Source organism: Methanomassiliicoccales archaeon (assembly GCA_013415695.1).
GTDB lineage: Archaea > Thermoplasmatota > Thermoplasmata > Methanomassiliicoccales > JAAEEP01 > JAAEEP01.
Map to the genome: position 1 here is coordinate 1 of JAAEEP010000033.1, position 9,316 is coordinate 9,316.

The following is a 9,316-nucleotide window of genomic DNA, read 5'->3' on the forward strand; positions in this document are numbered from 1 at the left end:
TCCAGCTGGTACCGTTGTCCAGGGATAGGAATATCCTGAAATCGTAGATCCCTCCGGAAAAGCAGGTGGCACTCCACTCGATGCTGCATACCTCCCCTCCCCGGTAGACCAGGCTCCCCGGTACGTAGGGGTTTGGGTTTATCAGGCTCACCGATGGGATGTCATCGTTGGGGATTATCCGGATGTCGCCGTCACTGCTGTCATTGGCGAGATGGGCGAACTCCGAGTAAAGGGCGATGACCTTCACCCGCACCTGGTCATAATCGCCCGCGGGCACGGTCCAGTCGTAGACGAAGTCGTTTCCGGTGCCAGCGGCGATGATGATCCAATCGGCCCCCGCGTTCACGGAGTACTCGATGGCTATTCCTGTGATCTCCCCTCCGGGATCTTCGGCGGTCGCCCACCTTATGCTGCAGGTCTGGCCGCTGACCAGGGCCTCCCCTCCGTTGGGGTAGATCAGCTGTATCCATGGCGACCTGATATCGAACTCGATGCTGTCAGCCTCCGTCACCAAGGAGCCGCCGGGAAGCTCGGTCCAGGCTCTGATCCTCAGCTGCCCCTGGGCCTGCTCGTAGTAGCGTGGGTTGAACCAGCAACCGCCCTGGGTGATGTTGATATCGTAGTAGCCACCACCCAATGCGGTCCATGTCCCCCAGGTACCGTCGACACGGTAGCGGACCATCATGTCCAAGGAGCCCACCACACCAATGCCGTCGTACAGCCCCCACTTGATGAGGTAGTGGCTTCCGCTGCTCATGAGCGTGGGGACCTCGGTGAACTGAAGCTGGACCCCAGGGGTGATGGAGAAATAATAGTCGCTGGTGTCCTCGGCGATCAGCATGAAGAACCCAGAAGGCTGGGAGCGCCATTCCGCCTTCACAAGGACCTTGGTGGAGTTGATGTTGTTTGGAATCGTCCACAGGTAAGTTTGGCTTCCACCGGTGTTCTCCTTCTCGCCGATCCTGTTGGGGAAGGCCATCCCGCCGTCGGTCGAGTAGAAGAGAACCACCGCCCCCTCAACCCCAGAAGTAGTGAAGGTGATCGCATGGCTACTTCCTCCCAACCAATCCTCTCCGCCATCGGGTGATGTCAGTTTGATGGTGGGCACAGGAGCCCCATCGACTGGCAATATGGGCACGAGGATGGAAACAAGCATCATGAGAATGATCAGTGCGCAAGAGGTTCCCCTGAGCAATGGTCTATTAGTCTTTCTCCTCTCAGGATTACGGCCATGTGGATTCATGCCCGCCGAATCGTCCCCCCCATTATTTGTCTAAATACCGTTCCAAAGGTCGGAAAATATCGATACCCGACTGTATGTCATGAATTTCAGAAAGATATCTATTTTTTCCTTCCTCCCCCGTCGAGTGGACTCAGAGACCACAAGAGGAGAATTCACTAATGAATATCTCAAAGCTCGAATACCCTCAGTCCAAAATCCTTCAACCTGTCGAAATGCTTTCGATTGAGTGTCGCGATCTGCGCTTCATTACTGATGCATATAGCGGCGATCATAGTATCGAATCTTCCAACCGGATTTCCCTTTCTATCGAGCGTATTCTCAATCTATGACGAGGACGGTGCATCTTCGAGAACGCATGTAGGAACCCGCAATGATAGTAGCTCATTCAGGAAGTAGTCCTTCTCCTAGTGATAAAGGCTCAGCCCCGTTCTCCTCGAGATGTACCTGAACTGCTCCACAGAGATCATCGGATCCTCTGTCTCTCGATCTTGTGATTGACGATCACCCGCCATACTTTATCATATTCGCCCGACCCCTTCGCTTTCGAATCGAGAGGCACGTAGGATCTCGATCTCTTGCCCAGGAGCCTCCCAATCTCCCTGGTCTCCAATCCGAGCGCCTCTATCAGATGGCCCAGCCTAGAGATAAGGGATCTATTGTCGAACCTGATCGCGTAATGGAGCAGCTTGCTTTCCTCCAGACCGGTCCACGCTTGTTCAAGGCATTTCGTGAACTCATCCAGGCCGCCACACAGATCCGGTCGCGAAAGCGCATCTATCAAGGCCTTCTCTGGTTCGGCTATGACGAAGCCATCTGCTCTCACATAGCCGAAATAGTGTGAGGGTTTTAAGGTGATGACCTCCACCCTGAAATCCCCGATGGTCATCTTTCCGATCTGCTTTGTTGACACAAGCTGGATATTCCTCACCTGCTGCTCGGTGAAGCCGTAGTGGGATAGTGCCGTCCAGAAGCTGATGTACGAGGGCTTGACGAGATCGGTGGAGATCTGAAAGATGTTCTCTGTGATATTCTCGGTCACTGTGTATAGCCCTCTACTGACTCTTATCAAAGTCCCCGTTCTCAGCAATAAAGTGAGCGTGTTATTAATCCTGTTTCTATCCCATCCACTGAGATGGGCGATATCATTGACCCCGAATGTTGATAAACCACTATTCTTGACCACGGAAAATATGAAAGCGTCGTCGGAGGGGACGCTTGAATGATTCAGAGGTCGCTCTTCTTGTTTCTCCACAATATTACAATGTGAGTCAACACTATTATCAGCTTACTTTCGAAAACAACTCATTGGAAATCCTGAGAATAACCATGTCGCTTGCTGGAAGGATTCACCGTTCTCCAAGATCTTAAGGGATGAACACCTCTGGTTCGATCGCAGTTTGCTGATCTAAGTTCCAGCGTGTGCGACTGGGTAATCTCGATACTTGACGTGAACGAACTATCTTTTCATTACCGCCTCCTGATCCAAAGGAGTCCAACACCAAGTGCGATTACCACAACGGCGATCACCGCTGCCACAGGGACAAGTACTTGATCGCCTTCACCATCGGCTTCTTCCTGAAGATAAACATTACCAAGGTTGAACTCTTCTCCCTCTGTCACTGCAATTGACTTAGTCACGAGCTTGAATCCTTCCTTCTCGATCATGATCGTGTAGTTGCCCCCCTCGATCTCGCACTGGAAGTAACCGGAGGAATTTGTGCTCGCTATCACTTGATCTCCTATCGTGATGTTGCATTCGGATATGGGGAAGCTGTTCCTATCCATCACCTTGCCCCAGATCAGGACCTTGCTGTGGGTGCTGAAGGACCACTCGTGCTCCATGGGATTTCCATTCAGATCCTGCGCGTTGATCGATACGGTGTAGTTCGTCGCCCTCCAAAGTTCATTTGTAAGGACGATCACCACCACCGATCCATTGTAATGGATAGAGGCTCCAATGCCACCTGGTGAAAAGAAGACGGTGCAGGAGCTGATGTTCTCCGAGAAGATCAAGATGATCTGCGTGTTGAGCGGGACCTCCGATCCCTGTGGTGAGTAGCTGACCACCGTGGGGGAGGTAGTGTCCACCAGCCAGCTGACGGTGTTGCTCACCCTCACATTCCCCGCCCGGTCGACCGCACGGACCATGAGATGGTGTTCTCCCTCTGACAAGGAGATGAGGTCCGCCCTGGTCAAAAGTCCCATGTCCTGCCAATTTCCATCATCCAGCTGCATATCGTAATGGTCCATTCCTGAACCGTCGTCAGAACCAGTCCAGCGGATTTCTGCCCAGTCTTCATCGAAAACCGGGGACAGCAAATTGACCACCGGTGCAATGGTATCCACCGTAAAGCCCAGCGCGACGCTGGCCCAGTTGCCCGCAACATCGTGGACGGTCAGCACCAGATCATGGATCCCCTCCTCCAGTCCTGTCAGCGATATCGAGGTGTTCGATCCAATATTCAACCCTTGGTTATCATCCAGACGGATCTCGCAGTGTGATATACCGGAGTTCAGGTCGGTCATGGTCCAAGTTACGACTACATCCAAGGAGTTCAGGCAATAGCCTTCAGTTGGCTCGATGAACGATATCTCGGGAGCAACGGTATCCACCGTGAAATTGACAGATCTCGAGGTGGTGAAACCAGCCTTATCGTACGCCACTATCTCCACTGTGTGAAGCCCCTCGGTTAGATCGCTAAAAGCGTACGAGTTTGAAGTTCCGACATCGATCCGGGACAGGTCATCCAAGCCGATCTCGAAGTGATCGATACCGCTCCACTCATCCTGTCCAGACCAATCGATGACGACATCAGATGAGTCCAATACAGCATCCTCGAGGGGCGATCCAATGGTCAGGGTAGGCTCAGATATGTCGATAAGGAAGCTTATGGTGGCATTAGCCTCATTGGTCACGTTGTCCACAGATCTGACCATTATTTCATGTTCCCCTTCATCCATCGATAAGATGTGGTACGAGGTCGCATGACCCAGATCGATCCAGTCGCTCCCATCGATGCTGATGAAGTAGCTGGAGATCCCGGATACGGCATCGCTGCCCTGCCACTCGACGTCCAGCGAGGTATTAGTGATGATGGCCCCTGAGGATGGCGAGAGGATCTGGACCAAAGGAGCGATGGTATCGATCATGAAGTTCACGGTATCGTTCATGGAATTGTTGACACCGTCGAACGCCCTTACCTCTGCCCTATGCACCCCATCCGTCAAGGATTCTGTGAGGAACGAGGTGTTCATTCCTACGTCTATCCATTCGCCACTGTCCAATCTGATCTCGTAGTGGTCTATTCCACTTCCGAGATCCTCACCAGTCCAGGCGAGCTGGATGGTGCTCGTGTTCAACATCGCACCCTCAGATGGGGAACCGAACAGCACTGATGGGGCGGTGGAATCGACAAAGAAGTCCACGGTATCGTTCGCGAGATTGGTGGCATTGTCGAACGCCCTCAATTCCGCATTATGCCACCCCTCCGTCAAGGATTCTGCGAGGTACGATGTGTTCGTTCCGACGTCTACCCATTCGCCACCGTCCAATCTGATCTCGTAGTGATCTATTCCGCTAACTAGATCCTCACCGATCCAGGTTAGCTGGACGCTGCTCATGTTAAACATCGCATCCTCAGAGGGCGAGGAGAAATGCAAGGTTGGATCCGAGATATCGATGACGAAGTGGACCGATGCGGTGGCTGAATATCCATATGAGCTTGTCACATTCACAACGAACTCATGCTCCCCTTCCGAGAGATCGGAGGTATTGTACGAGGTGCTGAGCCCCAGATCGATCCACTCTCCTCCATCCAGGCTGATCATGTAGTGATCGATCTCGCCTATGTCGATCTCCCCTATCCACCGGACGGTCTGGCTTGAGACTTTTAGGTACATTCCTTCCAGGGGATGAGCAAAGGTGACAGACGGTAGATACGGATCCAAGGTCATGGGGAGTTGGTCAGATAGAGAACCACCGTCCAGAATGTAAGGGACATCCACTATGCCGTCAGAATTGACATCGGGGGATGTCCAATCCGACCAGTAATTGCCGACCGTGTGGTTCCACAGGTCCGTTCCCGTATCATCGTATGCCTGAACGTGATCGACAGAGTAGCTGTCAGATGCGCCGTTGTTCCCCTCGAACGAGTTCCAGGTGAAATGGTTCTCTCCTCCGCCAACGACCATCACGGCGTATTCCGCGTTGTTCTCGAAGATGCTCTCGAACACGGTTATGTTGACCGAGTCGTACATCTCGAGCCCGATGAATCCATTGGACGAGATGTTGTTCCTCCACAGGGTGCAGTTCTCCATCTCGTAGAGGAATATTCCACCATAGCCATTCGAGCAGGTGTTTTCGCTGACCGTGATAGCAGAAGATTGGGTGAGCTCGATCCCAGCTCCCGTTCCATTCACCATAACATTGGATTCGATCGAGACATTGGTCGATGAGGATACTCCTATTCCGACGAACAGCCCATCAATCCAGTTGTTTCTGATCTCCATGTTGTCTCCGGAGACACCAATGCCGACTGTATCATCATCCGTGGAATCGATCGTGTTGTCCTCTATCGTGCATTGCTCAGAATTCGCTATCGATATACCCATCTGGGAGATGTTCGAGATATGGTTGTCATGGACGTGAGCGTTCGAGACAAAACCCATCATGATGGCACGGTAGCATCGATCGATCTGGTTGTACCGGATCGAATAATTTGATCCATAACCTATGATCATCGAGCTGCATGTTTCACCTCCCATTCCAACAATGGAATTGGCCTCTATGATGCAATCATTGGAGTGATCGAATATGACACCATAATCGGACAGCAGCATGGTGCTATTCCCGATAAGAACATCATTCGATCCATTGACGTAGATATGGGTGTACACGTTGGAGTTCATCAGGGATACCTGGATGCCGATGTTCGTAGAGTTACGGACGACCACACCAAAAGTGCATTGGTCAAACGTGCAGTTCCAAATCAGGCCGTTCGATGAGTTGAAGATGGTCACCGCCCCTTCGATGATCGAGGGAGAGAGCAGGGTGCAGTTCATCACATTGCTCTCGGTGATCCGGAAGTACAAAGAAACGTTCCCGATGTAGATGCCGCTGGAAGCCAATCCCGCATCAATCGAGAGGCTTGTGATATGAATTGGGTTGTATTGTGAACCATTGCCAGACCATCCCTTCATCGCCGCCATGGAGATCAATTCGGTATCATTGTTGATCCTAATCGGGTCGTGATCGACGACGGGCAACGGTCTAGCTGTTCGGACGACGCTTAGCTCGCCCTCACCCTTGGCGTTCTCCGCACTGATGCAGTAGTAGTATGTGACTCCGTTCGTCACGTTCAGATCGAGATATCGTAGCGAAGGGTCACTCACAGTGTCGACGAGCATCATCTCCCCGATCGAGAGTCCGCGATAGATGTTGTAGTGATCGATACCAATCGTCCCATTGCTGAAAGGCTCTGCCCACCAGAGCTCGACCGTACCGTTTCCAGATACGGCTACGAAGCTGGCGATCTGACCGGGTTTATCGGGGGCATGTATGTGAAGAATCTCGCTCATGTTGCCCTCGAACATCTCATTCACCGCAGCGACCGCATAGTACAGGCTTTCGCCATCGGTGAAATCGTAGTCGGTCCAGTTGGTCGTTGAGTTGTCCAATTGTTCGATGACGATCATCGATGATTCAGAGTCCCCCTTGTAGATCTTGTAACCTGTGAGGTTGTATGCCCCGCTATCCATCGGGGGGTCCCAATCGAGTTCGATCCTGTCCACATAAGCGCGAAGGGTGAAGTTCAGAGGCTCAGAGGGGTCCCTGTCCAATCCAAGTGGATAGTAGTAAAGACCACCGTACATCGGGTTGAAGTAGTACCCTGTCACCCAAGTGCGCTCAACATGGAAGCTCGTTTGTTGGGCCGTCCATAGGCAGTATCCGTTCTCGTACACCGCGTTGGATATGTTCAAGTACATCTCGGCCCTGAGCGTGCTGTTCAATTCGCTAGCTGCTTCTGTGATCATCAGATCGAGGGTCGAGTTGGAGAGGCTCAGGAAGTAGGGGAAAGGACCATCACTGTGCAGTAACGGGTTGACGTAGTCGTCAGGATCAGCGTAATCCGGACCCCATCCAAGGAAATATATGGGGAGACCCTTGTCGTAGACCGCATCGAGGTAAGTAGGCCAGTCAAGAGCCTGTATGGTGACGTTGATCTCTCCCGCGATCGGTACCGACTCAAGACCCTGCTTGAGAAGGAAGCAGGCGGTCTCTCTCTCATCATTGCCAGCGTCGTAGTACAGGATGATGTTGAAACCAGTAGCACCGTATGACGTCTCGTTCAGGAAATCCGCGGCAAGGCTGAGATTCATAGTATAGTTGGGCACAGATGGATCAAAACCGAACATTCCTAGCGGGATCGGTCCATTAGGCTGTATGGTGGTGTTCCTCCAGACGTTCTCCAGGAAGTTATCGTAGTCGAAGGAGTGGACGAAAGCCCTTCTCACGTTGTAGTCCGTGAAGAAGTCTGCCGGCACATTACCAGTGTCAACGACACCGGACATGTTCCAATTGAATCCAAGGAATTCCATTTCGAATGTGGGTAAACCCTCAACGATCTTCAGATCGGGATTTGAGATGAGTTCATCTCTTGTCATATGGGAAAGTTCGGCACTGTCCACCGTTCCGTTGATGAGCATCTGCTTTCTTACCTCGGCATCCGCTACACTCATGATGATGACCTGATTTAGTTCCGACACCTCTCTCCAGTAGTTGGTATTCCTGCTGAGAGTAACGTTCGTCTCTGATAGATTGGAGAGGTAGAATGGTCCCGTTCCCGCCTCGTGGGTCCTCATCCATTCATTCTGCTCAAGGGCAACAACGCCACCATGAGCCTCGACGTAGTCCATCGAAATGATCGATGCAAGGGGCATGGCCAGAACCTGTAGGAATGGGGAGTATGGCGTGTACAGGTGGAAGGTCACCTCGAACGGATCGGTTGAGTTAACTGTGACGGCAGAATCCACCTTGCCAGGGTCAAGCTCTTCACCGGGCCCGGGCCAGTTCTCATATAGTATCTGGGTAAGTGTCCAGCACGGACCTTCAGGATCGTTCATCGTCAGCACTCTTTCTATCGAGTACTCGACATCATATCCATTCAGCATCGTGAGATCATGGAAGTATACTCCCTCCCTGATGTGGAAAGTATAGTTGTATCCATCCGCTGAAATCCCACCATTCTCAACAGTAGGAACCTCGGTCGCCAGCATTGGAACGAGATCTATGGTGCTTCCTTCATCATACCATATCAGGGTCTCATAGACGTTCTGGATTACCTCGTACGAGGCTGCATCATAGGCTATGGAAGGATCCAAGGTTACAGGTGACGCTGAGGTCGCCCTGATGAAGGTCGATGGCGTGCTTCCCAGGGATTCATAATCTTCAACATCGTCACCGTTCTCTACACCGTCTGCCAATGCAGAATGAGGAAGTGAATCTTGAGGACCGTCATCGATTGGATTGATGTTCGAATCAATTGATGTTCCGATCATTGTATCATGACAGCAGGCAACCGTAACCAGACTGGAAATTATTAGAAGAACTCCTATAGCGGCCACCGTGATCATTAAACGAAGCTTTTTATCTTGATTGTGTTTCTCTCTTAATGGAACAATGCCAGGTTTCCCCATTATGTTTACCCCCATATCTATTGATAGATGATTTAATCATGAGCCATATTCCTCAAAGTTTCTGATTCAATTCTCTCTCAGGGAGCATATAATTTTCTGACATGAAGAATCCATTAAATCATTGATTTCAATGACGATCTATCACGGATCCTCCAAGGATTCACCAAAAAGATGAAGATACTCTTCCTTCGCGTGATTGAAAATCGGATCTCCCGCATCCCTGAGATACAACCACTCGTCTAACGAATAATTGTTGAAGACAAATCTTCTGCCAAGTCTCTCCTCAAGTCTTCCGATAACCCTTGGGGGTATCTCCGATTCCGACTCAGTTATGACCAGGATCTCCACTGGGGAATCCCCATCGAATGTCCCGTTGAC

The 9,316-nt window shown here is 51.4% G+C and carries 4 protein-coding genes; all 4 read right to left on the reverse strand.

Annotated elements, in window-relative coordinates:
- Positions 1-1,243: hypothetical protein (locus tag GKC03_09895; GenBank protein NYT12837.1), on the reverse strand; the 1,243-nt coding region annotated here is incomplete at its 3' end.
- Positions 1,244-1,706: 463 nt separating this feature from the next.
- Positions 1,707-2,282 (reverse strand): hypothetical protein, encoded by a 576-nt coding sequence (locus GKC03_09900; GenBank protein ID NYT12838.1) that lies wholly within the window; start codon positions 2,280-2,282, stop codon positions 1,707-1,709.
- A gap of 428 nt (positions 2,283-2,710) precedes the next feature.
- Positions 2,711-8,875 (reverse strand): hypothetical protein, encoded by a 6,165-nt coding sequence (locus tag GKC03_09905; protein NYT12839.1) that lies wholly within the window; start codon positions 8,873-8,875, stop codon positions 2,711-2,713.
- Positions 8,876-9,079: 204 nt separating this feature from the next.
- Positions 9,080-9,286 (reverse strand): hypothetical protein, encoded by a 207-nt coding sequence (locus GKC03_09910; protein NYT12840.1) that lies wholly within the window; start codon positions 9,284-9,286, stop codon positions 9,080-9,082.
- Positions 9,287-9,316 lie beyond the last annotated feature (30 nt).

Excerpts from the sequence above, each read along its gene's own strand:
- GKC03_09905 (NYT12839.1), bottom strand. The coding sequence starts at position 8,875 with ATGATCACGGTGGCCGCTATAGGAGTTCTTCTAATAATTTCCAGTCTG.